This window comes from Variovorax flavidus, from assembly GCF_030317145.1.
In the GTDB taxonomy this organism is placed as follows: domain Bacteria; phylum Pseudomonadota; class Gammaproteobacteria; order Burkholderiales; family Burkholderiaceae_C; genus Variovorax; species Variovorax flavidus.
Genome location: NZ_JASZYE010000003.1, coordinates 410287 through 435233 on the forward strand (window position 1 = coordinate 410287; position 24947 = coordinate 435233).

Sequence of the window (24947 nt, forward strand, 5' to 3'; positions counted from 1 at the left end):
TCAATGGGTGTCTTCCCCATGGAATCCACGTCGCCTGTCGGCATCGCGGAGCCCATGTTGTCAGGGTGCTCGCCGATGGCGAACCCCGGGGTTATACCCCCGAATTCGGCCCAGAAACGCACACAGTCCTATGGCGTAAGTCACACTTCGTCCTTAAAGAAGAACGAGGCGGGCCGCCGCAACAGGCGCGCGATTGTATAGAGAACTCAGGCCGCCCGGGGAATCAGACGAGACACTGGTCGAGACCCTGTTCCAGGATCTCGCGCGGCAGGTCGATGCCGATGAACACCATGCGGCTGTCGCGCTTTTCGTCGGGCCCCCAGGCGGGCCCGAGATCGCTGCCCATGAGTTGGTGCACGCCCTGGAAAATCACCTTTCGCTCGGTGCCCTGCATGTGCAGGACGCCCTTGTAGCGCAGCATGCGCGGACCGTAGATATTGACGATCGCGCCCAGGAAATCCTCCAGGCGGGCCGGGTCGAAAGCGCGGTCCGCGCGGTAGACGAAGCTCTTGACGTCGTCGTCATGGTGATGGTGGTGGCCATGGCCTTCATGCGCGTGCGAGGGGTGGTCGCAATGCTCGCCGTGCACGTGGTCATGGTCGTGCTCGTCTTCTTCCTTGAGGAAATCCGGGTCGATGTCGAGCTTGGCATTGAGGTTGAAGCCGCGCAGGTCGAACACGTCCTTCAGCGGCACCTCGCCGAAATGCACCTTCTGCTGCGGGGCGCGCGGGTTCATGTGCTTCAGGCGGTGGATCAGCGCCTCGGTCTCGTCGGCCGCGACCAGATCGCTCTTGCTGATGAAGATCTGATCGGCAAAGCCGACCTGACGACGCGCTTCCTGGCGGTCGTTGAGTTGCTGGGGCGCGTGCTTGGCGTCCACCAGCGTCAGGATCGAGTCCAGCAGGTAGCTCTCGGCGATCTCGTCGTCCATGAAGAAAGTCTGCGCCACGGGGCCCGGATCGGCCAGCCCGGTGGTCTCGATCACGACGCGGTCGAAATCGAGCAGGCCCTTGCGCTTCTTGGCGGCCAGCAATTGCAGCGCCTCGCGCAGGTCCTCGCGGATGGTGCAACAGATGCAACCGTTGCTCATCTGGACGATCTGCTCCTTCGACTCGGTGACCAGGATGTCGCTGTCGATGTTCTCCTCGCCGAATTCGTTCTCGATCACCGCGATCTTCTGGCCATGCGCCTCGCTCAGGATGCGCTTGAGCAGGGTCGTCTTGCCGGAGCCGAGGAAGCCGGTGAGGATGGTGGCGGGAATGAGGGCCATGGAGTGCTCCGGAGATCAGGATTCGGGGAAAGGCGGAAAGTTTAGCGATGGCGCCGCGGCCACGCTGTGGCAAGGTCAAACGCTATTTGCGCACCACGACGAGGCCTTTCAAGTACTCGCCCTCGGGAAACTCGATGGTCATCGGATGGTCGGGCGCCGCACCGAGACGCTCGGTGATGTAGCCGTCGACGCCGGCGTCGATGCCCGCCGAGGCCACGATCTTGTGGAACAGGTCGGCGCCGATTCCACCGGAGCACGAGAAAGTGAGCAGATGCCCACCTGGCGCCAGCAGCTTGAACGCCTGCCGGTTGAGGTCCTTGTAGGCCCGCGCGGCGCGCTCGGCATGCGCCACCGTGGGAGCGAACTTCGGCGGATCGAGCACGATGGCGTCGAAGGTGCGGCCCTCCTCCACGAAGCGGCGCAGGGTGGCATTGACGTCGGCATCGAGGAACTCCGTGCGAGCGCCCTCGAAGCCGTTGAGCGCCAAGTGGGCACGGGCCCGCTCCAGCGCGGGCAGCGATGAATCGATGGAGATCAGCTCCGCCCCGTCGACCGCGCCCGCCGCCTTCAGGCCGGCCAGCGCCGCGACGGTGAAGCCGCCCGTGTAGCAGAAGCAGTTCAGCACGCGCCGGAAGCGGCGATGCTTCGAGAGTTCGGCAAAGCGCTGGCGGCTGTCGCGCTGGTCGAGATAGAAGCCGGTCTTGTGGCCCGTCGCGACATCGAGCGTCAACCGCCAATCGTGCTCACGGATGGTGATTTCAGTCGGGCCGCTGCCGTGCAGCCAGCCCGCCACGGGCTTCAACCCCTCGCGCTCCCGGCCGCTTGCATCGGACCGCTCATAGAGCTTCTCGAGCCCCGTCGTCGCCAGCAAGGCCTCGGCCAGCACCGCCTTCCAGCGCTCGACCCCGGCCGAGAGAAACTGCGCCACCAGCGTGTCGCCATAGCGATCGACGATGAGGCCGGGCAACCCATCCGCCTCGCCATGGATCAGGCGCACGCCATCGCTGTGCAGGTCGAACAGTCCTCGCGCCTCGATCGCGCTCTTGACCCGCGCCGCCAGGAATGCCCCGTCGATGCGCTGCTTCTCTTCGAAGCTCCACGCCCGGGCGCGGATCTTCGAATTCGGGCTGAAGAAGGCCCAGGCGAGAAACTGGCCCTCGCCGGACTCGACGCGCACCGTCTCGCCCGCATCGCCGCCGCCCTTCGCAATCGCGGATTCGAAGATCCACGGATGGCGCCGCAGCAGTGAGCGCTCCTTGCCGGGTCGGAGCCGAAGAATCTTCATGGGGACCTGCTTTTGTTCTTGCGGAGGGCCTCGCCGATGGGCGGAGCCTCGTCGCGTGCCTGCGCGCGCGGGTGCGCGGCGTCATAGGCTTTGGCGAGATGCTGGAAATCCAGCCGTGTGTAGACCTGCGTGGTCGAGATGTTGGCATGGCCCAGCAGTTCCTGCACCGCGCGCAGGTCGCTGCTGGACTGCAGCACGTGGCTCGCGAACGAGTGGCGCAGCATGTGCGGGTGCACGGGCGCGTTCAGTCCGGCCTTGAGGCTGCGGCGGCGCAACTGGGTCCACACCGAATGCGCCGAGAAGCGCGTGCCGTTGCGGCCGATGAAGAGCGCGGCCGCGCCTTCCGGATCGCGCAGGCGCGCGGCGCCGAGCGCCGGACAGTCGTCCCGCACGGCGAGCCATGCGCGCAGGGCCTCGGCCGCCTTCGCGCCCAGCGGCACGATGCGGCGCTTGCTGCCCTTGCCCAGCACATTGGCTTCGCCGGCATCCAGATCGACCCAGCCGCGCGCCGTGGTGCTGGCCCGCGCGTCCAGCCCCGTCAGCTCGCCAACCCGCAGGCCGCAGCCGTAAAGCAGTTCGACAATCGCCCGATCCCGCGCCTCGGCCCATGGATCGGCCTCCGCGTCGTGAAGATCGGCCAGTTGCACGGCCTCGTCGACCGCCAGCGCCTTCGGCAATGGCCGCCCTGCCTTCGGCGCATGAACGTCCTGCACCGGATTCGCCACCACCAGCCCCTCGTTGCCGAGCCAGCGGTAGAAACTGCGCCAGCAAGACAGCACAAGCGCAATGCCCCGCGACTCCCGTCCCGCGCTGTGCAACTGCGCCATCCAGCGCCGAACGTGCACGGTCTGCACCTTGTCGACCGCCAGCCCCGCCGCGGCAGCCTTTTCGGCCAGCGTCTTCAAATGGATGGAATAAAGCTCGACCGTACGCGCAGCAAGCCGCCGTTCCACCCGAACATGCTCCAGATACCGCTCAACCAAATCCAGACTCACCGCACGGCTCCTTCCAAAAATACCGCGGATCCGGCTCCGCCGGTCCGCCGGTATTGCCCCCAGCGAGGGGGTAGGCGGCCACACGAAGTGGGCAAGCCTGGGGGAGTACTAAAAGTACCCATTGGCCGCATTGTTCGCGATTGCCAGAGGCTCGCGCAATGCGCCCTTGAAAGCCATGCCCCAGCGCTGCCAGCACGAAGTCGGCGCGGCAGCGTACTGGACGTCGAACGCCTGGTCGAAACCCGACGCGCGCGCGAGACGCTCGGCACGCCACAGGTGATAGGGCTCCGTGACGATGATCACGCTCTTGACGCCCGCGGCCTTCAGCACCGCGCGCGACATCGAGAGGTTCTCGCGCGTCGAGGACGACACCGGCTCGAGGATCAGGGGGCCCTTGTAGCCCGATGTGCGCGCGTGGCGCTCCATCACCTCGGCCTCGATGCGGCCGTCTTCCGTGTCGATTCCCCCGCTCAACACGAGGCCCCGCACACGGCCTGCGTTCGCCAGTGCGATGCCAGCGTCGACGCGGCCGGTCAGGCAGGGGTTGGGCTTGCCGTTGCGGTACGCCCGGTTGCCCAGGACCAGCGCCGCATCGGCAGAGCGCTGCGGCGGATGTTCGAGCAGCCGCAGCCCATGCCGCCAGATCATCACGTGGATGGCCGCGTAGCCCGGCAGCAGGATCAGCAGCGCGCCGATCACCGAACGCCGGACAGCGGGGCTCAAGACCGCAGCCGCGAAAGAGCGCCCGAGGCGAGTTCGGCGATGCGCTCGAGGAAGTCGGTGCCCATCTCGGGATTGAAGCGCTGGGCGTCGGGCGACGCGAGAACCAGCAGTCCGAATGCCGGCGCGTCGGCTTCCTGCCGCAGCGGGATCAACGCGATCGACACCGCGGCGTGCGGCTCGGCCAGCCAGTTGGCGGCCTCGAAGCCGGCGTTCAGCCCGCAATAAGGTGCCGTCAACGAAGTCGCCAGGGTCTTCACGTCGTCGCTGACCCATTGGGCGTAGGACTCGTCCAGGTAGGCGCTGTCGCAGTCCCAGACCTTGATCGCGGTCTGCGGCACCAGGAACAGCGACTGCAGCTGGGTTGCAATCTGGGTCGGCAGCGAGCGTGGGTCGCGCGTCGTCAGGAGCCCGCGCGTCCAGCGCTGCAGGCGGTCGGCGGTAACCACGTTCTCGGTGCCGTGGCGCACCATGTCCATCACGCGGTGCTCCAGCGCCTTGATCTTCTCGCGCAGCATCTCGGCCTGGCGCTCCTGCAGGCTCACGGCACGATTGCCGTGCGGGCTGGTGAGCTGCACCTGCGCCAGCAACTGCGCGTGGCGCTCGAAGAAGTCAGGCGTGTTCGACAGGTAGTTGGCGATATCGTCTTCGGTGATGGGATTCATGGCGTTCTGGTTGTAATGATTCATGGCTGGTCCGGCACCTCGATGTCGCCTTCGAACACAGTGACGGCGGGCCCGGTCATCAGCACCGGCGAGTTGCCGCCTGCCCATTCGATGGTGAGCAGCCCGCCGCGCGTCTGGACATCGACGCGCGGTTCGAGCAGGCCCAGCCGGATGCCCGCGACCACGGCCGCGCAGGCGCCCGTGCCGCAGGCCAGCGTTTCGCCGGCGCCGCGCTCGAAGACCCGCAGGCGCACGTGCGAGCGGTCGACCACTTGCATGAAGCCGGCATTGACCCGCTGCGGAAAGCGCGGATGGTGCTCGATCAGCGGACCCTGGGTCTCCACGGGCGCGGTGTCGACGTCGTCGACGATCTGCACCGCGTGCGGATTGCCCATCGACAGGACGGCCACCGACACGATGGCGGTACCGGCGCGGGTGCCCATGGCCAGGTGCCATTTCTCCCACGCGCCTTCGGGTTGAGGATCGAGGCCGGCCGTGTCGAAAGGCACGCGTTCAGGCTCGAAGATGGGCGCGCCCATGTCGACCGTCACGCGGCCGTCGGCGCCCATGCGCGGCTCGATCACGCCGGAAAGCGTCTGCACGCGCACCGCGTCCTTGGGCGTGAGGCCCCGTTCGCGCACGAAACGCATGAAGCAGCGTGCGCCGTTGCCGCACTGCTCGACCTCGCCGCCGTCGGCGTTGTGGATGACGTACTGGAAATCGATGCCCTCGCCCGGCGATGGCCGGACGGTAAGGATCTGGTCGGCGCCGACGCCGAAATGGCGGTCGGCCAGGAAGCGGTACTGGGCCGTGTCCAGGCCGAGCGTGCCGCGGGTTTCGTCCAGCACGACGAAGTCGTTGCCGGCGCCTTGCATCTTGGTGAAGCGGATTCGCATCGCGGGATTATCCGCTGCGTCAGCCTTTCCAGACCTGCGTAGCGGCATGGATGGCAAGGCCGACCAGGCCGCCCACCAGCGTCCCGTTCACCCGGATGAACTGCAGGTCCCGCCCGATGTTCAGTTCCAGCTCGCGGGTCATCTCATCGGCATTCCATTCGGCGACCCGCTCGACGATGTAGCGGCGGATGTCCTCGCGGTAGCGCTCGATCGCGCGCGGCGCGGCGTCGACGATCTGCTCGTTGATCCAGCGCCGCATGGCCTCATCGGCCTGGAGGCGCGCGCCCATGGCGCCGGCCATCGCGACGATGCGTTGGCGAATGCTCGAATCGGTTCTCGCGAGATCGTCGTGCAGCCATTCGAGCACCTCGCTCCAGAGCCCGTGCAGGTAGTCGCCGAGCGCCGGGTGCGCCTGCAGGTCGGCGCGGATGGCCTCGCCGCGCCGCTGGAACTCGGGGTCGGTCTTGAGGCGCTCGACGAATCCGGCCATGTAGGTATCGAAGCGCAGTCGCAGCGGATGCGTGGGCTCGCCCGCCATCTCGCCGATGGTGTGCGCCACCGCGGCGACGATCTTGCGGGTCGCGAGCTTGGCGGCGACCTGGTCCAGCCCCACGTAGCGCAGCGCCTTGACCTCGCGCGCGATCGCCTCGGTGATGCGCTCCTGCACCTCGTCGCCTTCGACCACGCCGGCGACCTGCGCCAGCACGTCGTCGAGCAAAGCTTGATGCCGGCCGCCTGCCGTCAGGGCATCGAGGGCCTGGCCGGCGAGGCGCGACACGTCGACCTGCGCCAGCCCCGCCGTCGTCATGCGGCCGAGGAAGTCGCGAACTCGCGTGTCGTCGAAAGCGGTCAGCCCGTAGCGGACCGCAGCCACCAGGTGCTCGCCGAGCTTCTCCGCGCGGTCAGGCCGCGAGAGCCAGTCCGCCAGCCTGGCGGCCGGATCGATCTGCTCCAGCTTCGCCAGCACCTGCGGCGTGCTCAGGAAGTTGTTGCAGATGAAGCCGGCGAGCTTGGCGCCGATGCGATCCTTGTTGGCCGGGATGATCGCCGTGTGCGGTATCGGCAGGCCGAGCGGATGGCGGAACAGCGCCACGACGGCAAACCAGTCGGCGATCGCACCGACCATGGCCGCTTCCGCGAAGGCGGCAACATAGCCCCAACCGGCATGCCTCGGTTCGAGCACGGTCGCCACCGCGTAGAGCAGCGCGGCGGCGCACAGCAGGCCGAGTGCAACTCTTTTCAGCGCAATTCCTTGGTCTTCGCCAGACCTTGAAGGAATTTCTCGCAGCGCGCCAGTTGCGCGAGCGTGACGTACTCGTCCGGCTGGTGCGCCTGCGTGATGCTCCCGGGGCCGCACACCACGGTCGGGATGCCGGCATTCTTGAAGAGCCCCGCCTCGGTGCCGAAGGCAACCAGCGTGGTGCGCTGCTCGCCTGAGAGGCGCTGCGCGAGCCGCGTCACAGGTTCGTTCTCGGAACTCAGGAAGCTCGGGATCTCGCAGATGGTCTCGAAGCTGAAGCCGGCATCGGGCGCGATCTTCTTCATCGCCGTTTCCGTGCGGCTTGCGTAGGCGGTGATCTCCTTCTGCATCTGCGTCGCGTCGGCCGTGGGCAGGTTGCGGAATTCGTAGCGGAACTCGGCATCGCGGGGCACCACGTTGTCGGCGATGCCCCCGTGGAACTGGCCCACGCTCGCCGTGCTGAAGGGCACGTCGAAGCCCGCATAGCGGGGTTCGTCGCGCTCGAAGCCCTCTGCCATGTCCCGCAGCTTGCCGACCACGCGCGCCGCCATCTCGATCGCATTGACCGACTGCGGCGTGAGCGACGAATGTGCCTCCTTGCCGCGCACGCAGCACTTGTAGCGGTAGACGCCCTTGTGCGCGATGGCCGGGACCATGAGGGTCGGCTCGCCGATGATGCAGGCCAGCGGCTTGATGCCCTGGTCCTTCATGTCGGCGATGAGTTCCCGCACGCCGAAGCAGCCGACTTCCTCGTCGTAGGTCAAGGCGAAGTGCACCGCGAAAGGCGAATCGCTCTCGATGAAGCGCTCCGCATTGGCCAGCGCGAGCGCAATGAAGCTCTTCATGTCGGCCGAGCCGCGCCCGTAGAGCCTGGGCTCGACATGGGCGACTTCGGCATCGGCATCGTCCCGCGGCCAGTCCTGCACGATGGCCGAGAGCGGATCGACGCTCCACTCCTGCCCGTCCCACGGCACGGTGTCGGTGTGGCCCGAGATGATCACGCCGGCCTTCTTGCCGGCACCCAGCGTGGCGAAGAGATTGGCCTTTGTCTTGTCGGCGTTGTAGGTGAGCCGGCTGCGCACACCGAGCCCGGCCAGGTGGTCGCGCGCGAAGTCGATCAGCTCCAGGTTGCTGTGCGCGCTCACGGTGTTCATGCGCACGAGCGTCTGCGCGAGTTCGAGGCTGCGGGGGGAAAGCACATGTGACATGCGGATCATTGTCCCGGAAGTCCGCGATGCCGCGCCAGGGTGACCGAAGTGTCATGCCGGCGGAGTAGGCTGCGCCTTCTTTCAGCAAGATGGAGAAGACGACCGTGACGCCTTTCAAGACCCGCACCGCCACGACGGCACTGGCCGTGACCGCAGCGCTCGGCCTCGCCGCGTGCACTGCGCCCGGCACCACCGCCTCGTCAAGCCGCCTGCCCACGCTCGACGGCCAGCCGCCGCTGGTGGTGGCGCATCGCGGCGCCTCCGGCTACCTGCCGGAAGAGACGCTGGAAGCCTATGCCCGCGCCATCGAACTGGGCGCCGACTACGTCGAGATGGACCTCGTCTCCACCAGGGACGGCGTGCTCATCACCCGCCACGATCCCAATCTCGCCATCAGCACCGACGTCGCCACGCGGCCGGAGTTCGCGGCCCGCAAGAAGACCATCCAGGTCGATGGCGAAACGCAGACCGGCTGGTTCAGCAACGACTTCACGCTGGAGGAAATCAAGCGCCTCGGCGCCATCTCGACCGATGCCGAACGGCCGCAGCAGTTCAACGGCCGCTACAAGGTGCCGACCTTCCAGGAAGTCATCGATCTCGCGAAGGCGAAGTCGCGCGAAACGGGCCGCACCATCGGCATCTATCCGGAGACGAAGAACCCCACCTATTTCCGCGACCTGGGCCTGCCGATGGAGGACAAGCTCATCGCCGCGCTCGACGCCGCGGGCTGGAACAGCCGGAGCGCTCCGGTCTTCGTGCAGTCCTTCGAGCCGGGCAGCCTCAAGTACATGAAGGGCAAGGGGCTCAAGACCCGGACCGTGCAACTCATCGACGGCGACGGCATCGACATGAAGACCGGTGCGATGACCTACGCCGTGCCGGTCGACCGACCCTACGAATGGACCAAGGCGGGAGACAGGCGCAACTTCGACGTCATGGTCACGCCGGCCGGGCTGGCCGAGATCAAGACCTACGCCGATGGCATCGGCCCGTGGAAGCGCTACATCGTGAGCATCAAGGGCACGGTCGGCGCCGACGGCAAGCCGGTCGACGTGAACCGCGACGGCAAGATCAACGATGCCGACGCCACTTCGACAGCGCCGACCAGCCTGGTGGCGGACGCGCACAAGGCGGGGCTCTTCGTGCACCCCTTCACCTTCCGCAACGAATCGCGCCGGCTCGCGTCCGACTACAAGGGCGACGCGGGCAACGAATACATGGTGTTCTATCGCCTCGGCGTGGACGGCGTCTTCTCCGATTTCACCGACACCGCGCTGGCCGCGCGCGGCACGTGGCTGAAGGAAACGGGGCGCTGATCCGGAGAGGGCACGTTCTTTGCGGGCACTCCCCGCAAAGCCTAGACTCCTGCCCATGAAACTCATCGATTCCCTCGTCACCCAGGCGGCCGGCATCGCCGCAGTTCGACGCGATCTGCACGCCCATCCCGAACTCTGCTTCCAGGAAGTCCGCACCGCCGACGTGGTGGCGGCCAAGCTCACGGAATGGGGCATCCCGATCCACCGCGGGCTCGGCACCACCGGCGTCGTCGGGATCGTCAAGAATGGCACCAGCACGCGAGCCGTCGGCCTTCGTGCGGACATGGACGCACTGCCCGTCACCGAGCTCAACACGTTCGCGCATGCGAGCCAGCACCCCGGCAAGATGCACGCCTGCGGGCACGACGGTCACACGGCCATGCTGCTCGCTGCAGCGCAGCATCTGGCGAAGCACCGCAACTTCGACGGCACCGTCTACCTGATCTTCCAGCCCGCCGAAGAAGGCGGCGGCGGCGCGCGCGAGATGGTCAAGGAGGGGCTCTTCGAACAGTTCCCGATGGAAGCCGTCTTCGGCATGCACAACTGGCCCGGCATGAAGGCCGGCCAGTTCGCCGTCAGCCCCGGTCCGGCGATGGCATCGAGCAACGAGTTCACCATCACGATCCGCGGCAAGGGCGGCCATGCTGCACTGCCGCATACGGGCGTCGATCCGGTGCCTGTCGCATGCGAAATGGTGCAGGCCTTCCAGACCATCATCACGCGCAACAAGAAGCCGACCGATGCCGGCGTGATCTCGGTCACGATGATCCACGCGGGCGAGGCCAACAACGTGATTCCCGACACCTGCGAACTCAAGGGAACCGTGCGCACCTTCACGCTGGAAGTGCTCGACATGATCGAGACGCGCATGAAGAAGATCGCCGAGCACGTGAGCGCCGCCCATGACGCGTCGTGCGACTTCCATTTCCACCGCAACTACCCGCCGACCATCAACACCGCCGCCGAAGCGAACTTCGCCCGCCGCGTGATGGCCGGCATCGTCGGCGAGGACAACGTGCTGGTGCAGGAGGCGGCCATGACCGCGGAGGATTTCGCCTTCATGCTGCTGGCCAAGCCGGGCGCCTATGCCTTCATCGGCAACGGCGACGGCAGCCACCGCGCCATGCACCACGGCGGCGGCCCGTGCATGCTGCACAACGCGAGCTACGACTTCAACGACGACCTGATCCCGCTGGGCGCGACCTGCTGGGTTCAGTTGGCCGAGCAGTTCCTGAACACGCCGAAGAACACCGAGGGGGCCGCGGCATGATCGGCGTCGGCGAGGCCTTCTCGTCCCGCTACATGCTGGCCCGGCAGAAGTTCCTGAAGGCCTGTGCAAGCGCCGGCCTCACTGTCCGCTCGCATGTTCATCCCCTGAAGGGGCGCGATGGCGAGGAACTGGCGATGGACGTCGCCCTCGACGGCAACCCCGATGCCCAGCGCCTGCTGATCGTGACCAGCGCCTGCCACGGCGTCGAGGGCTATTGCGGCAGCGGCGTGCAGATCTTCGCGCTGCACGATGACGAATGGCGCGCGAAGGCGCGCGACCAGGGCGTCGCGGTGTTGTATGTGCATGCGCTGAATCCGCACGGCTTCTCGCACGTCCGGCGGGTGACGCACGAGAACGTCGACCTCAACCGCAACTTCTTCGATTTCGACGAGCCCTTGCCCGTCAACGAGCCCTATGCCAGCCTGCATGCGCTGCTGCTGCCGGCCGAGTGGCCGCCCACCGCAGAGAACCACGCAGCGATCGCCGCGTGGATCGACCAGCACGGCGCAGTTGCCTTCCAGGCGGCAGTGACGCGCGGGCAGTACCAGTTTGCGGACGGGCTCTTCTTCGGCGGCAACGCGCCGACCTGGAGCAACAAGACCATCCGCGACGTGCTGCGAACGCATGCGCAATCCGCGCGACAGCTCGCGTGGATCGACCTGCACACCGGCCTGGGTCCGAATGGAATCGGCGAGCGCATCTTTTCCTGCAAGGACGACAAGGCGGCCTACGCACGCGCCAACGCCTGGTGGGGCACGCCCGCGGCGCCCGTCACGTCCATCTACGACGGCTCATCGACTTCCGCGTTCCTCACCGGGCTCATGTGGAACTCGGTCTACGAAGAGTGCCCGCGCGCCGAGTACACCGGCATTGCACTGGAATACGGAACCGTGCCCGTCATGGAGGTGATGGGCGCGCTGCGCGGGGATCACTGGCTGCACCAGCATCCCGAGGCGCCAGAGGAACTGGCGGCGTCGATCCGCGCACGGATGCTGGAGGCGTTCTACACGGACAGCGATGCCTGGCGCGGACAGATCATCAGCCAGGCGCGGCAGGCGATGTTCCAGGCGGTCGATGGGCTGGCCGGAACGGCCTGATCCCGGTCAGCCGGGCAGCAGACGCTCCTCGGCAATCACGAGCAGGCCATCCATGATGAGCCCGTCCACCAGTTCGAAGTCGCCGTTCATGCTCGGGGCCATCTTCCACCCTGCCCCGCCCGTCATATAGCAGGCCGGCTCGGCGCCGCAATGCGCGCGCACGTGCTGCACCATGCGCTCGACCGCGCCGGCAATCGCATAGGTGCCACCGCTGGTCAGGGCGTCGCTGGTATTGGTCGGAAACTCGCGCACGTCGCCGGTCGGCACATGCAGGCCGGCGGTGCCGGATTCCAGCGCGCGCAGCATGATCCCGTGGCCCGGCAGGATGAAGCCGCCGAGAAACTTTCCGTTGGTGTCCACGGCCTCCACTGTGACGGCGGTGCCGATCATCACCACGACCATCGGCCGCGCGGGCCCCTGCGTGAGCATGCGGTGGCGCGCCCCGATCATCGCGACCCACCGGTCGGCACCGAGGCGCGTCGGATGGTCGTAGCCATTGACGATGCCGGCTTCCGCCACGCTGGACACCACCCATCGCGGCGAGCAGTCGAAGCGCTCGACCACCTGCTCCTCGGCGCGGCGCCGCACGGCATCACCGGCGACCACGCAGCCGAGCATCGACGTCGGCGCGGGCAGTTCGGCCCATGGCCCCTCGGCGAGCCGCTCGATGTGGTCGAGAAATTCGGCCCCGTGCGCGACCAGCGTGGCACCGGGCCGCGCGGCATCGTAGAGGGACCACTTGAGACGGGTGTTACCGATGTCGATCGCGAGGAATGCCATGCGCGGCATTATTGCGAGTTGTGCTTACGGTCGCTTGCACATGCGCCGGCCTGCCTCGTCGGGACGGTCATCTTCCGCGGTTAAAGTGGCTTTTCCAGTCATTCAAGGAGTAACCATGGGTTTGCTAAGTTTCATCAAGGAAGCGGGCGAAAAACTGTTTGGCGGTTCGACTGCGCACGCAGCGGAACCCGATGCGAACAAGGTGGCCGCAGACGCCATCAAGACCTACATCGAGACCCAGAACCTCGGCCTCACGAACCTGGCGGTGGCCTATGTCGCGACCAGCGGCGTGGTCACTCTGTCCGGCAACGCGCCTTCGCAGGAAGCCAGCGAGAAAGCCTCGCTCGCGGCAGGCAATGTCGCCAACGTCACGCAGGTCGACAACAACCTGGAGGCACCGGCAGCGGACCCGGCCCAGTACCACGACGTGGTGCGCGGCGACACGCTCTCGGCCATCTCCAAGAAGTACTACGGCGACGCCAACAAGTACAACGCGATCTTCGAGGCCAACAAGCCGATGCTGAGCCACCCGGACAAGATCTATCCCGGCCAGAAGCTCCGAATCCCGAAGCTCTGAACTCGCCCCCAGGCTTGCTCACTTCGTGTAGCCGCCTACCCCCTGCCGGGGGCATCACCTGCGGCCCGGCAGAGCCGGTTCCGCGGTGATTCTGGACTCGCCCTCAGGGCTTCTTTCAGTTTTGTTTCCAGGGGAGGCCGCGGAGGCGCCAGCCGCCTTTGTGGCCGCGATGGCCCGCTTCGTCGGCGTCGCCTTCGAAGCCTTCCAGGATGTTGTAGGCCTCGATGCCCAGTTCGGTGGCGCGCTTGGCGGCGGCGATCGAGCGGACGCCGCTGCGGCAGAGAAGCACTGCCTTTTTTCCTGATGGCACTGCGGTGCGCAGGCCTTCGTTGAAATTCGGGTTGAAGGCCATGCCGGGCCACTGCTTCCAGGCCAAGCCGACGGCGCCGGGGACGTAGCCGACCCACTCGCGCTCTGCATCACTGCGCACGTCGACCAGCACGGCGTCGCCGCTGTTCATCCACTGTGCTGCCTGCTCGGGCGTGACGTCGCCCGCATAGCCTGTGGCGGGTCTCACGCCAAATCTGTCTCCGGTGGGTGCATTCGCCTGGGTTGGCGAACTCGTATCCGGCTGGGTCATGGTGCTTTCGTCCTTGCGCGTTCTAGGGTTACTGCGGGTGGCGGGCCTTGCTTTCGCTCTGGAGGGCCCGGCCGATGAGGCCAATTTTTCTCCAGTTCGTGAAAACCCTCTTTGTCACGAATGTTTACGTATTAAAGATGGCAGCCTGGATTGTCCAGACCAACCACCGGAGACACGCAATGACAGAGAAACAACCGACCCGTCGACGCAGTCTGCTGAAAGGAGCGGCCGTTGCTGCCGGCGCGATGTCCGCGCCGATGGTCAGCATGGCACAGACCACTTCGCTGCGATTCCAGAGCACCTGGCCGGCGAAGGACATCTTCCATGAATACGCCAATGACTTCGCCAAGAAGGTGAACGACATGGCCGGCGGCCGCCTGAAGATCGAGGTGCTGCCCTCCGGCGCGGTGGTGCCGGCATTCCAGCTGCTCGAGGCCGTGAACAAGGGCACGCTCGATGGCGGCCACGGCGTGGTGGCCTACCACTACGGCAAGAACTCCGCGCTGGCGCTCTGGGGCTCGGGCCCGGCCTACGGCATGGACCCGAACATGGTGCTCGCGTGGCACTACTACGGCGGCGGCAAGGCGCTGCTGGAGGAAATCTACAAGTCCATCAACATGGACGTGGTGTCGTACCTCTACGGTCCGATGCCGACACAGCCGCTGGGCTGGTTCAAGAAGCCGATCGCCAAGGTCGAGGACCTGAAGGGCCTGAAGTACCGCACCGTCGGCCTTGCGGTCGACATCTTCACCGAGCTGGGCGCCGCGGTGAACCCGCTGCCCGGCGGCGAGATCGTGCCCGCGCTCGATCGCGGCCTGATCGACGCGGCCGAGTTCAACAACGCATCGAGCGACCGCGTGCTCGGCTTCCCCGACGTGGCGAAGAACTGCATGCTGCAGAGCTTCCACCAGAGCGGCGAGCAGTTCGAGATCCTGTTCAACAAGGGCAAGTACAACGCATTGCCGCAGGAGCTGCGCTCCGTCATCGACTACGCCGTGCAGGCGGCGAGCGCCGACATGAGCTGGAAGGCCGTCGCCCGCAACACGCAGGACTACGTCGAGATGAAGAAGGCCGGCGTGAAGTTCTACAAGACCCCCGACGCCATCCTGCGCGCCCAGCTCGCGGCGTGGGACAAGACCATCGCCAAGAAGTCGGAGGAGAACGCGCTGTTCAAGAAGGTGCTCGAGTCGCAGAAGGCCTTCGCGCAGCCCGCCGGCCAGTGGCAGAACGACTACATGATCGATTTCAAGATGGCCTACAACCATTACTTCTCCGGCCAGGCGAAGAAGGCCTGAACGCGATCCACCGCTGTCGCCTTCCGGTCCCGGCCGGAAGGCGTCTTTTTGTCTGTCGTACCTCGGGCCGCCGATGACAACCCAACAGATATTGCATGCCGCCGACCGCCTGAGCACGTGGACCGGCAAGACCTTTGCCTGGCTCATCGTCGCCCTGATGCTGGTGGTGTGCGCCGAGGTCTTCAAGCGCTATGCGCTCAATGCGCCGACCGCCTGGATCTACGACGTCAACAACATGATGTACGGCACGCTCTTCATGATGTGCGGGGCCTACACGCTGTCGCAGGACGGGCATGTGCGCGGCGACTTCCTCTACGGCAGCATGAAACCGCGCACCCAGGCCACGCTGGACCTGGTGCTCTACATCGCCTTCTTCCTCCCCGGCATCGGCGCCCTGACCTGGGCTGGCTGGGGCTACTACCAGGACTCGCTGGCCATGCACGAGCAGACCTTCAACGCCACGCCGCTGCCGGTGTACCCCTTCAAGTTCGTCATTCCGGTGGCCGGCGCGATCGTGATGCTGCAAGGCCTCGCGGAAATCCTGCGCTGCGTGGTGTGCCTGCGCACCGGCGAATGGACACCGCGCCTGAAGGACGCGGAGGAAATGGACGTGGTCGAACAGCAGCTCGCCAGCAGTACCTTCGTGGACGAGGAAGCGCGGCGCGACGTCATGGAACGCGCCAAGGACCTGGACGAAGCGGCTCGCCAACGCGGGAGGGAGTCGGCATGAGCGCCGCACGGCCGCCCGAAGGCGATCGCCCCCGCGAGGGGGTGCGCGAAGCACACGCAGTGGCAAGCCTGGGGGGGATCACATCATGACTCAGGCAGCCATGGGTCTCACGATGCTCGGGCTCATCGTGGTCGTGATCATGCTGGGCTTTCCCACGGCGTTCACGCTGATGGGCCTGGGCATGCTGTTCGGCTTCGCCGCTTTCTACGACCCGGCCGTGCCGTGGTTCGACAACCACGTCTTCGACCTGATGGTGCAGCGCACCTTCGGCGCGATGACCAACGAGACGCTGCTGTCGATCCCGCTGTTCGTGCTGATGGGCTACGTGATGGAGCGCGGCGCGCTGGTCGACAAGATGTTCCACAGCGTGCAGCTCGCGTTCCGGCGCGTGCCGGGATCGCTCGCGGTCGCCACGCTGATCATCTGCACCTTCTGGGGCATCGCGAGCGGCCTCGTCGGCGCGGTGGTGGTCCTGATGGGCGTGATCGCCATGCGGCCCATGCTCAACGCCGGCTACGACACGCGGCTCGCGGCCGGCGTCATCACTGCCGGGGGCACGCTGGGCATCCTGATCCCGCCCTCGGTGATGATCATCGTGTACGCCGCGGTGGCCGGGCAGTCGGTCGTCAAGCTCTACGCGGCGGCGATGTTCCCGGGCTTCTTCCTGGCCTTCCTGTACCTGCTCTACGTGATCGGATGGGCGCTGATCCAGCCGAAGGTCGCGCCCAAGCTGCCGCCCGAAGCGCAGCGGGCGCCGATCTCGCCACAGGTGGCCCACATCGCCGCGAGCTATTCGCAACGCCTGCTGCCGGCGCTGGCCGCGGCGGTCTTTGCGCCGGCGCGCGCCTTGAGCGCGGCGGCGGCGGGCGCGCGCGTCAGTTGGCTGATGCTCGTGCGCTATCTGACGCTCGCGCTCGTGCCGGTGCTGCTCGCGGTCGTGACGCTGGGCTCCGTCTGGTGGTACGTGACGATCTATTCACAGAAGGACAACACGCCGCCGGCGCCGGAGGTGACACAGTCGCAGCCGGCGTCACAAGGGAGCACCGCACTGGCCGAGCCGCCCGGCGCCGAAGGCCTGCAGGAGCCGCCCGGTGCAGAAGCACTGCAGGAGCCCCCCGGCGCCGAAGGCTCTGCGCCCAAGGCGGAACAGGGCCTCCAGGCCCTCGGCGAGCCGGTCGCCGCGCCACACGCAGAAGCGGTGCCCGAGACCTTCTACACCGGCTTCTGGCTGACCTGCGCCTTCGTCCTCGCGCTGCTCGTCTGGTACTACGCGAAGATGGACGCCGAGCAGTTCGAGATCCTGCGCATGCTGGTGTCCTCGGTGATGCCGCTGGGCATCCTGACGCTGGTGGTGCTGGGGGTGATCCTCTTCGGCATCACGACAGCGACCGAGTCGGCGGCCGTCGGCGCGGCGGGCGCCTTCCTGATGGCCTGGCAGGCGAAGACGCTGAACTTCCAGCGCATCAAGGAAGCCGTGTTCCTGACCGCGAAGACGACCGCGATGGTGTGCTGGCTGTTCGTCGGCTCCGCGCTCTTCTCCGCGGTGTTCGCGCTCCTGGGCGGCCAGCGCATCATCGAAGAGTGGGTGATGGGCATGAACCTCACGCCCCTGCAGTTCCTGCTGCTGTCGCAGGCGATCATCTTCGTGCTCGGCTGGCCGCTCGAATGGACGGAGATCATCGTGATCTTCATTCCCATCTTCCTGCCGTTGCTCGCGCACTTCCAGATCGACCCGCTGCTCTTCGGCGTGCTCGTGTTCGTCAATCTGCAGGCGGCGTTCCTGTCGCCGCCGGTCGCGATGTCAGCCTTCTACCTGAAGGGGGTGTCGCCGCCGCACGTGACGCTCAACCAGATCTTCGCGGGGATGATGCCGTACATGCTCATCGTGATCCTGTGCATGGTGTTCATGTACATCTGGCCGGGCCTGACGACCTGGCTGCCCAGGTACCTTTACGGCGGCTAGAGGCTCGAGTCTATAAATCACCATCCAGAAACCATCCAGTCGGATGGTGTTAGGATGGTGACATGCAACCCGCCCTCACCCCGGTCGTCCAACGAACCAAGCTGCCCGACGCCGAGAAGATCACCATCAATCTCGGCTACGTCGACCTCGGCCACATCGACCTGCTCGTGGCCGAGGGCTTCTATTCGAACCGCACCGACTTCATCCGCACGGCCATCCGCAACCAGCTCACCACCCACGGCGACGCGCTGAAGCAGGTGGTGGCCCGGAAGATGCTGGTCCTGGGGCTGCAACAGTTCGGCACCGGCGACCTCGAAGCGGTTCGCCGCGCCGGCGAGAAGCTCGAAATCCGCGTGCTCGGGCTCGCCAGCATTTCGGCGGACGTCACGCCCGAACTGGCGCTGGAGACCATCGGGTCCATCACCGTGCTGGGCGCGCTGCACGCGAGCCCGGCCGTCAAGGCCGCACTGGCCGACCGGATCCATTGACCGGCTTCTCCCTTCACTCCAACCCAAGGCCCCCATGAATCCCCTTTTCAAACGGCTGATGCGTCAGGCCACCCGCCTGACCAGCACCGGCAACCTGCACGAAGCGACACGCGCCATCCAGCGCGCGCTGGGCGGATTGGGTACCGCGGAGCCCGCTCCCGCACGCCCGGCCGACGCGCCCACGCCGACCCGCGCCGCCAACGAGGACACGCTGGTCGTCGACGTCGAGGCACGCTTCGTCGAAGCGGCTCCGCCGGAAGTCGAGTCGCCCCTCGCCCCGACACCCGCGCCCGCCACCGAAACGGAAGAGGAGCAGTGGATCGACGGGCTGTTCGCGCACCAGCACCGCTCCGTGGCGTACAAGCTCTTCGTGCCCACGAAGGGCGCCGGCGAGCCGCGTCCGCTGCTCCTCATGCTGCACGGCTGCACCCAGCACCCCGAAGACTTCGCGGCCGGCACGCAGATGAACCAGCTGGCGCGCGAGCATGGCTTCCTGGTGCTCTACCCCGCGCAGACGCAGCACGCCAACTCGTCGAAATGCTGGAACTGGTTCAAGCCGCAGCACCAGCAGCGCGAGCGGGGCGAACCGGCGTTGCTGGCTGCGCTCACGCAATCGGTCATGGCCGCGCAGGCGGTCGACCCGGCGCGCGTCTACGTTGCCGGCCTCTCCGCCGGGGGCGCCATGGCCGACATCCTCGGACGCACGCACCCGGACCTTTTCGCGGCAGTCGGCGTGCACTCGGGATTGCCGACCGGCGCGGCAAGCGATCTGATGTCCGCATTGAGCGCAATGCAAGGCGGCCATGCCAAGGGCGCAGCGGCCGGCCAGATGCCGCCGACCATCGTCTTCCACGGCGATGCCGACACCACGGTCCACCCGCGCAACGGTGATCAGGTGGTCGCCGCCGCGCTCGCCGGGCAGCCGGATGGCACTGCGCCGCAGGAGGCCAGTGGCACGTCAACCCGCGGCCGTCACTTCACCCGGCGCACCTACGCCAGCGCCGAAGGGCGCCCCGCCGTCGAACACTGGGTGCTGCACGGCGCCGGCCATGCCTGGGCGGGCGGCAGTCCGCAGGGCTCGTTCACCGACCCTTCGGGGCCGGATGCCAGCGCCGAGATGCTCCGCTTCTTTCTTTCGCATCCCCAGCCGTCCGCGAGCGCCGTGCACTGAGCCCACACCGGCACGCGCGCCGGGCTTACACGCGGTTGCCTCCCGCGCGAGATATTTGCGTTGCTTTGCATGGCGGATGCCAGCCCGGAAGCGTGCTCGCGCGTTGAACCGGAATGACAAAGGAACATCCATGAGACAACGCACCACCTTGCTTCCAGGCCGCGCGGCCGCCTGGTTGCTGGGATTCGCATTGCTCCTGACAGGGTTTCAGGCTGCCGCGCAGCAGGACCCACCCGGACGCGTCGGCCGGCTCAACGCCCACCAGGGCGCCGTGAGTTTCTCGCCCGCCGGCGACGACAGCTGGTACGAGGTCGTGCCCAACCGTCCGCTCACCACAGGCGACCGCCTCTGGACCGACCGCAACGCCCGCGCCGAGCTGTACGTCGGTTCGTCCGCCATCCGGCTGGACGAGCAGACCAGCGTCACCCTGTCCGAAATCGACGACGACACCGCGCGCATCACCGCGGCGCAGGGCAGCCTGCAGGTGCGCGTGCGCGACAACCTCGCCGGCCAGCGCTTCGAGGTCGACACCGGGAACCTCGCCGTGGTCATCGATGCGCCGGGGGACTACCGCATCGAGACGGATCCGGCCTCTGACACGACACGGGTGGCCGTCGCCTCGGGCAATGTCACGCTGTACGGCGACGGCGGCGAATCCATGCCGCTGGGCGCGCACCAGCAGATCACGACCTCCGGCCGCAACCTCGCAGCCGCCAATGGCGCGCCCGTGCGGCCTGCCGGCGAATTCGATCGCTGGGTCGCCGAACGCGACCGCATCGAAGACCAGTCGATCTCCGCACGCTACGTGTCGCGCGACGTGGTCGGCTACCAGCAGCTCGACGCCTACGGCGACTGGCAGAGCGATCCCGACTACGGCAACGTGTGGTACCCGCGCGGCGTGGATGCCGAATGGGCGCCCTACCGCGACGGCCAATGGGTCGACGTGGCGCCGTGGGGCTGGACCTGGATCGATGCCGCGCCCTGGGGCTTTGCGCCCGCGCACTACGGGCGCTGGGCACGCATCGGCCCGCGCTGGGGCTGGGTGCCCGGCCGGCCGCACGCGCGCCCGATCTATTCGCCGGCCGTCGTGGGCTTCGTCGGCGGCGGGGCGAACCCCAACCTGCCGATCCCCGGCGGCCGCCATGGCGTGGGCTGGTTCCCGCTCGCGCCGGGCGAGGCGTGGAGGCCGGGCTACCACGCGAGCCAGCGCTACATCGACGAGGCCAACCGCGCCGCCCTCATGCAACGGCGCGGTGGACGCAGCGGATACGCGAACCCGCAGACGCCGGGCGCGGTCACGATCGTGCCCACCGACATCTTCGGCCGCGGCCCCGTGGCGCGGCGCGACCTCATCCGGGTTCCGCCTGACCGCCTCGTGAGCGTCCCGGTCGGCATGGGTGCACCGATACCGCTGCGGGGCGATCGTCCGCTCGGCCCGTTCGGCCGGCCCGCGACCATGCTCCCGCCGCCCGCATTCCAGGCGCGGCAACACCAGCAGTTCCAGCAGGCGCAGCAGATGCAACAGGCGCAGCAGCAGATCCAGCAGGCACAGCGCCAACAGCTGGAAGGCCAGCAACGCGCCACGGTGCAGGCCATTCAGGCCCAGCAAGCGCAACAGGCCCAGCAATTCCAGAACGTGCAACGGCAGCAGCAGGAGGTCCAGCAGCGCGCGGCGGCACAAGCCCAGCAGATGCAGCAGCTCCAGCAGGCGCAGCGGCAGCAGCAGGAAGCGCAGCAGCGCGCGGCAGCACAGGCGGTGCAGGCCCAACAGGCGCAACAGTTCCAGCAAGCCCAACGACAGCAGCAGGAAGCCCAGCAGCGCGCGGCGGCGCAGGCCATGCAGGTTCAGCAGGCACAGCAACTCCAGCAGCAGGCGATGCGGCAGCAACAGGAAATCCAGCAGCGTGCCGCTCAAGCCCAGGCGCAGCAGATGCAGCAGCAACAGCAGCAGGCCCTGCGACAGCAGCAGGAGATGCAGCAGCGGGCGGCCCAGGCACAAGCCCAGCAGATGCAGCAGATGCAACAGCAACAGGCCTTGCGCGCACAGCAGCAGATGCAGGCCCAGCAACAGATGCAGGCGGCGCAACAGCAGATGCTGCAGGCCCAGCAGGTGCAGCAGCAACAGGCCATTCGCCAGGCGCAGGAGGCACAGCAACGCTCGTTGCAGGCACAGCAGCAGCAACGGCAGCGCCTGGGCGTCCCCGGCCGGGATCCCAACCAGCAGCCTGATCGCCCCTAGCACCCGCGCGCAGCGGCTCCTTCGCCCGCCGGCTACCGCTACAGTCGGCGCGAGAAGGAGTTCCCATGCGCACATTCGACTTCGACCTTTTCGTGATCGGTGGCGGCAGCGGCGGCGTGCGGGCGGCACGCATGGCCGCCCAGCGCGGTGCCCGCGTCGCGCTCGCCGAATGCGCGGAGCTGGGCGGCACCTGCGTCAACGTCGGCTGCATTCCCAAGAAGCTCTACAGCTACGCAGCGGGCTATGCCGAAGCCTTCGAGGAGGCCGAAGGCTATGGCTGGCACGTTGGCGAGACGCGCTTCGACTGGGCGCAGCTGAAGGCCAACCGGGCGCGCGAGATCACGCGGCTCAACGGCGTCTACCGCAGCCTGCTCGAAGCAGCGGGCGTCCAGCTCATCCAGGGCTGGGCCCAGCTCACGGATGCCCACGGCGTGCAGGTCGGCGAAAAGCATTTCACCGCGCAGCATGTGCTCGTCGCGACCGGCGGCATGCCCTTCGTGCCGGACATCCAGGGCCGCGAGCACGGGGTCGTCTCCGATGCGATGTTCGACCTCGACCCGTTCCCGAAGCGGCTGGTGGTGGTGGGCGGCGGCTACATCGCCTGCGAGTTCGCCTCCATCTTCAACGGGCTGGGCGCGCAGGTCACGCAGGTGCAGCGCAGCGCGCACCTGCTGAACGAGTTCGACGAGGATCTTCGCCAGTTCCTGGCCAAGGAGATGACGCGCACGGGCGTCGACATCCGCTTCAATGCCGAGATCTCCATGGTGACGCGCCTCGAAAGCGGCCTGTGCGCCCTGCTCTCGCGCGGCCAGCGCGTGGAGGCCGACACCATCCTCTTCGCGACCGGCCGCGTTCCCAACACGGCGGGCATGGGCCTCGAAGCCGCGGGCGTCGCGCTGGACGAGCGCGGCGGCGTGATCGTCGATGCGCACTACCGCAGCTCGGTGCCGTCGGTCCTTGCGGTGGGCGACGTGTCCACCCGCCAGCAGCTCACGCCGGTCGCGCTGGCCGAGGCGATGGTGGTGGTCGACACCCTCTTCGGCAAGGGCAAGCGCCAGCTCGACTACGACTACACGCCGACGGCCGTGTTCACGCATCCGAACGTCGGCACCTGCGGCTACACCGAAGCCGCCGCACGCATGAAGTTCGGCAAGGTCACGATCTTCTCCAGCGAGTTCCGGGCGCTGCGCCACACGCTGTCGGAAAGCAAGGAGCGCACGTTCATGAAGCTGATCGTCGACAAGGCCAGCGACCGTGTCGTCGGCCTGCACATGGTGGGCCCCGACGCGGGCGAGATCGTGCAGGGCTTTGCCGTCGCGATGCGCTGCGGCGCGACGAAGGCGGACTTCGACAGCACCATTGGCATCCATCCAACGGTCGCGGAAGAATTCGTCACGATGCGCGAACCCATGCCTTGAACTGGCACACCCCCAGGCTTCGCGCACTTCGTGTCGCTGCGCCTACCCCCTTGCAGGGGGCAACACCTGCGGACCGGCGGAGCCGGATCCGCGGTGTCTTGCGAAGGGGTCGGGCTGCGCCGGCCCTCTGGTGGGGGTGACGGCGCGTGCGCCACAATGGCTCATGCCTTACATGCCTGCTTTCATTGCGCCAGCCCGCTTTACCGATCCCGACGCTGCCCTGGAGCAGGTCCGACTCATCTACAACGGTGGTTTGCAGCACCTTCGCGAGGCCATGCAGCGATTCGTGGCGGGGGAAAGCCTGCCGGGGCGCGTGCGGGCCTGCTACCCCTTCGTGCGGGTGCACACGCACACCGTCTCGCGGAACACGCCGGTCGCCAACGCCGGGCTGAGCTACGGCTTCGTGTCGGGGCCTGGGCGCTACGAGACGACGCTGACGCGGCCGGACCTCTTCCTGCGCTACTACCGCGAGCAGTTCAGGCTGCTGCTGGAGAACCACCGCGTCGAGCTGGAGATCGGCACCAGCACGCAGCCGATCCCGATCCACTTCTCCTTCGCCGAGAACGATCACATCGAAGGCACGATGTCCGCCGAGCGCCGCGCGCTGATGCGCGACGTGTTCGACCTGCCCGACCTCGGCGCGATGGACGACGGCATCGCCAACGGCACCTTCGAAGCCAAGCCCGGCGAGGCGCAGCCGCTGTCGCTCTTCACCGCGGCGCGGGTCGACTACTCGCTGCATCGCCTGCGCCACTACAGCGGCACGGCGCCCGAGTGGTTCCAGAACTTCGTGCTGTTCACCAACTACCAGTTCTACATCGACGAATTCGTGCGGCTCGGCCACGAGGCCATGACCGACGAGAACAGCGAATACATCGCCTTCATCGAGCCCGGCAACGTCGTCACCCGCCGGCGCGGGCTGGCCCCGGGTTCGAGCGAGCTGTACGGCGAGCTGCTCGACGGCTCGCAGGGCACGCCGCCGGCGCGACTGCCGCAGATGCCGGCGTACCACCTGGTGCGCGAGGACTGCACGGGCATCACGATGGTCAACATCGGCGTCGGTCCGGCGAATGCGAAGACCATCACCGATCACGTCGCCGTGCTGCGGCCGCACGCGTGGATGATGCTCGGCCACTGCGCCGGCCTGCGGCAAGGGCAGCAGCTCGGCGACTATGTGCTGGCGCATGCCTATGTGCGCGAGGACCACGTGCTCGACGAGGAGCTTCCGCTGTGGGTGCCGATCCCGGCGCTGTCCGAAATCCAGCTCGCGCTCGAAAAGGCGGTGGCCGAAGTCACCGGCACCCAGGGCACCGAACTCAAGAAGATCATGCGCACGGGCACGGTTGCCAGCACCGACAACCGCAACTGGGAACTGCTGCCCGGCAACCAGCCGCAGCGCCGCTTCAGCCAGAGCCGCGCCGTGGCGCTCGACATGGAAAGCGCGACCATCGCTGCCAACGGCTTCCGCTTCCGCGTGCCCTACGGCACCTTGCTGTGCGTGAGCGACAAGCCGCTGCACGGCGAGATCAAGCTGCCTGGCATGGCCAACCAGTTCTATCGGGAGCGCGTCGAGCAGCACCTGCGCATCGGCATGGCCGCGATCGACATCCTGCGGCAGGAAGGCTCCAGCCGCCTCCACAGCCGCAAGCTCCGGAGCTTTGCCGAAGTCGCGTTCCAGTAGGTCGCCCCCAGGCTTGCCCACTTCGTGTGGCCGCCCACCCCCTCTCCGGGTGCAACCCCGACG

22 protein-coding genes are annotated in these 24947 nt (G+C 67.3%); 12 read left to right on the plus strand and 10 right to left on the minus strand.

Annotated features, from left to right (window positions below):
• Positions 1-223: 223 nt before the first annotated feature.
• The 8 genes from QTH90_RS17150 to argE all read right to left on the minus strand — a co-directional run bounded on the left by QTH90_RS17150 (position 224) and on the right by argE (position 8279).
• Entirely contained in the window at positions 224-1270 is a 1047-nt protein-coding gene (locus tag QTH90_RS17150; RefSeq protein ID WP_286665771.1) for a CobW family GTP-binding protein, read from the minus strand.
• Between the two features lie 82 nt (positions 1271-1352).
• The gene (locus tag QTH90_RS17155) at positions 1353-2555 is read right to left on the minus strand and encodes a class I SAM-dependent rRNA methyltransferase (RefSeq protein ID WP_286665772.1); all 1203 of its coding nucleotides are present in this window, start codon (positions 2553-2555) and stop codon (positions 1353-1355) included.
• A complete protein-coding gene (locus QTH90_RS17160) occupies positions 2552-3544 on the minus strand; it encodes a tyrosine recombinase XerC (protein WP_286666279.1) in 993 nt (330 codons plus the stop codon). Before QTH90_RS17160 ends, QTH90_RS17155 begins: the two co-directional genes overlap by 4 nt.
• 114 nt (positions 3545-3658) lie before the next feature.
• Positions 3659-4273 (minus strand): YdcF family protein, encoded by a 615-nt coding sequence (locus QTH90_RS17165; RefSeq protein ID WP_286665773.1) that lies wholly within the window; start codon positions 4271-4273, stop codon positions 3659-3661.
• Positions 4270-4959 (minus strand): DUF484 family protein, encoded by a 690-nt coding sequence (locus QTH90_RS17170; protein ID WP_286665774.1) that lies wholly within the window; start codon positions 4957-4959, stop codon positions 4270-4272. The genes QTH90_RS17165 and QTH90_RS17170 overlap by 4 nt, the downstream gene beginning before the upstream one ends.
• Positions 4956-5831: a diaminopimelate epimerase gene (gene dapF / locus QTH90_RS17175; RefSeq protein WP_286665775.1), complete on the minus strand. Its 876-nt coding sequence runs from the start codon at positions 5829-5831 to the stop codon at positions 4956-4958. The genes QTH90_RS17170 and dapF overlap by 4 nt, the downstream gene beginning before the upstream one ends.
• Before the next feature lie 19 nt (positions 5832-5850).
• Positions 5851-7014 (minus strand): DUF445 domain-containing protein, encoded by a 1164-nt coding sequence (locus tag QTH90_RS17180; RefSeq protein ID WP_286665776.1) that lies wholly within the window; start codon positions 7012-7014, stop codon positions 5851-5853.
• 56 nt (positions 7015-7070) lie between these two features.
• On the minus strand, positions 7071-8279 hold the full coding sequence (argE, locus tag QTH90_RS17185; protein ID WP_286665777.1) for an acetylornithine deacetylase: 1209 nt from the start codon (positions 8277-8279) through the stop codon (positions 7071-7073).
• Positions 8280-8368: 89 nt separating this feature from the next.
• Between argE and QTH90_RS17190 the strand changes: the two genes are divergently transcribed.
• Genes QTH90_RS17190 through QTH90_RS17200 form a run of 3 tightly spaced genes read left to right on the plus strand, consistent with a single transcriptional unit; the run spans position 8369 to position 11962 of the window.
• The gene (locus tag QTH90_RS17190; protein WP_286665778.1) at positions 8369-9595 is read left to right on the plus strand and encodes a glycerophosphodiester phosphodiesterase; all 1227 of its coding nucleotides are present in this window, start codon (positions 8369-8371) and stop codon (positions 9593-9595) included.
• Between the two features lie 55 nt (positions 9596-9650).
• Positions 9651-10865, plus strand: coding sequence for a M20 aminoacylase family protein (locus tag QTH90_RS17195; protein ID WP_286665779.1), 1215 nt, complete (start codon positions 9651-9653; stop codon positions 10863-10865).
• Positions 10862-11962 carry a M14 family metallopeptidase gene (locus QTH90_RS17200; protein ID WP_286665780.1) on the plus strand — a complete coding sequence of 367 codons (1101 nt, stop codon included), beginning with the start codon at positions 10862-10864 and terminating at the stop codon, positions 11960-11962. Before QTH90_RS17195 ends, QTH90_RS17200 begins: the two co-directional genes overlap by 4 nt.
• Positions 11963-11968: 6 nt before the next feature.
• On the opposite strand, the gene QTH90_RS17205 is transcribed toward QTH90_RS17200, so the two are convergent.
• Positions 11969-12742 carry a type III pantothenate kinase gene (locus QTH90_RS17205; RefSeq protein ID WP_286665781.1) on the minus strand — a complete coding sequence of 258 codons (774 nt, stop codon included), beginning with the start codon at positions 12740-12742 and terminating at the stop codon, positions 11969-11971.
• A gap of 115 nt (positions 12743-12857) precedes the next feature.
• Here QTH90_RS17205 and lysM point away from each other — a divergent pair, with 115 nt between their 5' ends.
• A complete protein-coding gene (lysM, locus tag QTH90_RS17210; RefSeq protein ID WP_286601756.1) occupies positions 12858-13319 on the plus strand; it encodes a peptidoglycan-binding protein LysM in 462 nt (153 codons plus the stop codon).
• A 115-nt stretch (positions 13320-13434) separates the two neighbouring features.
• Here the strand turns inward: lysM and QTH90_RS17215 are convergent, their stop codons facing one another.
• Positions 13435-13899 (minus strand): rhodanese-like domain-containing protein, encoded by a 465-nt coding sequence (locus QTH90_RS17215; protein ID WP_286665782.1) that lies wholly within the window; start codon positions 13897-13899, stop codon positions 13435-13437.
• 179 nt (positions 13900-14078) lie between these two features.
• Between QTH90_RS17215 and QTH90_RS17220 the strand changes: the two genes are divergently transcribed.
• From QTH90_RS17220 to QTH90_RS17255, 8 genes are all read left to right on the plus strand, one after another.
• The gene (locus QTH90_RS17220; protein ID WP_286665783.1) at positions 14079-15194 is read left to right on the plus strand and encodes a TRAP transporter substrate-binding protein; all 1116 of its coding nucleotides are present in this window, start codon (positions 14079-14081) and stop codon (positions 15192-15194) included.
• A 73-nt stretch (positions 15195-15267) separates the two neighbouring features.
• Complete coding sequence (locus QTH90_RS17225) at positions 15268-15924, plus strand: TRAP transporter small permease subunit (RefSeq protein WP_286665784.1); 657 nt, start codon at positions 15268-15270, stop codon at positions 15922-15924.
• A gap of 85 nt (positions 15925-16009) precedes the next feature.
• Entirely contained in the window at positions 16010-17887 is a 1878-nt protein-coding gene (locus QTH90_RS17230) for a TRAP transporter large permease (protein ID WP_286665785.1), read from the plus strand.
• A gap of 62 nt (positions 17888-17949) precedes the next feature.
• Positions 17950-18375: a ribbon-helix-helix domain-containing protein gene (locus QTH90_RS17235; RefSeq protein ID WP_286665786.1), complete on the plus strand. Its 426-nt coding sequence runs from the start codon at positions 17950-17952 to the stop codon at positions 18373-18375.
• A 34-nt stretch (positions 18376-18409) separates the two neighbouring features.
• Positions 18410-19546, plus strand: coding sequence for an extracellular catalytic domain type 1 short-chain-length polyhydroxyalkanoate depolymerase (locus tag QTH90_RS17240; RefSeq protein ID WP_286665787.1), 1137 nt, complete (start codon positions 18410-18412; stop codon positions 19544-19546).
• Positions 19547-19676: 130 nt separating this feature from the next.
• Positions 19677-21785 carry a DUF6600 domain-containing protein gene (locus QTH90_RS17245; protein ID WP_286665788.1) on the plus strand — a complete coding sequence of 703 codons (2109 nt, stop codon included), beginning with the start codon at positions 19677-19679 and terminating at the stop codon, positions 21783-21785.
• Positions 21786-21850: 65 nt separating this feature from the next.
• A complete protein-coding gene (gene gorA / locus QTH90_RS17250) occupies positions 21851-23203 on the plus strand; it encodes a glutathione-disulfide reductase (protein WP_286665789.1) in 1353 nt (450 codons plus the stop codon).
• A 163-nt stretch (positions 23204-23366) separates the two neighbouring features.
• Entirely contained in the window at positions 23367-24884 is a 1518-nt protein-coding gene (locus QTH90_RS17255) for an AMP nucleosidase (RefSeq protein ID WP_286665790.1), read from the plus strand.
• Positions 24885-24947 lie beyond the last annotated feature (63 nt).